Below are 2,331 nucleotides of genomic sequence, written 5' to 3'. Positions count from 1 at the left end.
GATATATTTCAAATGAATAAAATTACTGAACATGCATAGTATACACGAAAAATAGGACCTCCAATTTTGAAAGTCCCATTCGTTTAATCCAAATATATTTTATTTCCTTTCCACGTGAAAGGACATCATTGCGCAATCAATTACCAATATACTTTTTGAGGAATTGTACAATTTCCGTATAGGCTGTAATCTTATTTTTAAGTTTTTCGATTTGATGCCCCTCGTCTTCGAAGCTAATAAATTCAACTGGGTGATTTCGTTCCTTTAATTTATTGACCATTTGTTCGGCTTCTTTTATTGGAACGCGTGTGTCATTTTCCCCATGGAGAACCAATAGCGGAGAGGTGATTCTTTCTGTATGATACAATGGATCAATTCTATCAAAAAATTCTCCGTCTCTTTCAAATGTGCCATATTCAGCCTCCCTATGTTTCTTACGCCAGGGGCTTGTTGTTTTGAGGAAGGTTTTAATACTCGAAATTCCAACAATATCAATGGCGGCAGCCCAATACTTTGGAAAATGGGTAATGGAAGCAAGAACCATAAATCCTCCATAGCTGCCGCCCATGATTGAAATCTTGTCAAAGTCGATGTTCCGATTCACTTTTAGCCATTCAACTAAATAAACCAAATCCTGTACAGCGTCCATTCTTTTCCGAACATCATCAAGATGGGAATACGTTTTTCCATAACCTGTACTACCCCGAACGTTTGGTGTACAAACTGCATAACCAATGTTTAACAAGTATTGCAGGATTGGGTTGTAAACAGCACGGCTTTGGCTTTCGGGCCCACCGTGAATATAAAGGACAACAGGCAGTTTCTTTGTGGGGTTTTTTGGCTGATAATAAAACGCCGGAATTTGGAGGTTGTCGAAAGAATGAAAGGTGATTAGTTCCGGCTCAATCAATCTCTCCTTCAGAGCTGGCGTGCGGGATACATATGTAAGCCTCTCTGCTTGAATGGTCCTAAGATCAAGTTCCCATATATCGGGTGGATATGCCGGACCATTAAATACATATGCTAATTTTTGATTATCAGGTGAAAATTTCAGATTGGATATAACACCTAATGGCGTTTTCCATGTATAAAGGTAACTTGTCTTTAAGTCTAAGATTACGCCCTTGGAAATCCCCCCCTCATTAATCGTAAAAGCCAGCTTATCTTTATCCTTATTCATTTCCAAATTTTCAAAATCCCACTCTCCGAGTTCCAGCCAAACGAAATGTTTAGTCTGTAAGTTGATAAGAGCAAGCCCAAAGAATTCTCTGTCTTTATTTGATAATAAATAGATATGATCTCCACCCTTATTAAAATGGGCATTTTTAAAACTTGCTTCACCTGCATGTTCTGTGACCCAGTTCAGGACCCCAGTTGAAAGATCAAGCATACCTAAATTATTGTCCAGAGCTGAATTTATCTTTTGAATCAAAAGGGATTTTCCGTCAGGGGACCATTTAACCACAGCAAACATCCCATTTTCACTGTAAACAAGACGAATTTCCATTGTTTCGAGATTTTGTATATAGATATCTAAATATGCCGGATGCCGGCGGTTACTGGACCAGGCAATCCATTTTCCATCTGGAGAGCTCCCGCCGTAATCATGAACATGTTCTGGTGAGTTCGTTAGATCGATTATCGTACTGTCCTTCTTTAGTAAGTACAATTGCTGCTTTTCATTTCCCCCTACATCCATCCCGATAATTAGATTAGATGTACCGTTTACATATTTAACAAGGGTAATTCTATCCTTTGTAAAAGATACTTGGGCAGGCCAAGCTTCCCCCCTATCGAGCTCCCAAACCTGTGGTAAACCAGTATAATCCGCAATAAAGCTTAGCTTGTTACCAACAGGAGCATATACTGGATTTATTGCAGTACGAACATGTAAATAAGGTTCCAAACTAATAATAGCCATAAAACTCCCCCATTCAAATAAGAAATAACAATTGCTCTCTACAAATGAGAACCAATTGAAGGTCAAATGAAACAAGACAGGATAAAACTCTCCAATCCATTTTATTTAACCGGAGGGGAATTATGCCCTATTAAGATTTAATACTGTTATTTAATTAATGTTCTCCTTTTTTTGATATTGAAAATCAATATTCTCTTGATTTTGTTACTTTCACCAATCTCTCCAAAGCCTCTCCTAAAAACCCTTCCTTTTAGGATTACAGCCACTAATATTCTTAAATTAAGTAAATTAATGTCCACACGATTTGATCAACACTTTTGTTGACTAAAAACAAAAAAGGCCAATACTTTGATTTACACAAAGCATTGGCCCATAAGGCTTTTAACCTTTAATTGATACCGGTGGTCGGG

At 37.7% G+C, this 2,331-nt stretch carries 1 protein-coding gene; it reads right to left on the bottom strand.

Annotated elements, in window-relative coordinates:
* Positions 1-136: 136 nt before the first annotated feature.
* On the bottom strand, positions 137-1,921 hold the full coding sequence (locus V7150_RS18720) for a S9 family peptidase (protein ID WP_335521338.1): 1,785 nt from the start codon (positions 1,919-1,921) through the stop codon (positions 137-139).
* Positions 1,922-2,331 lie beyond the last annotated feature (410 nt).

This window comes from Neobacillus drentensis (genome assembly GCF_036965245.1).
GTDB classification, from domain to species: Bacteria; Bacillota; Bacilli; order Bacillales; family Cytobacillaceae; genus Neobacillus; species Neobacillus drentensis_G.
Note: the sequence above shows the minus strand (reverse complement) of the source record. Positions and strands in the feature narration are given on the sequence as shown.

Bases quoted from the DNA above. Each gene is read 5' to 3' on its own strand.
- V7150_RS18720 (WP_335521338.1), bottom strand. From the start codon at position 1,921: ATGGCTATTATTAGTTTGGAACCTTATTTACATGTTCGTACTGCAATA.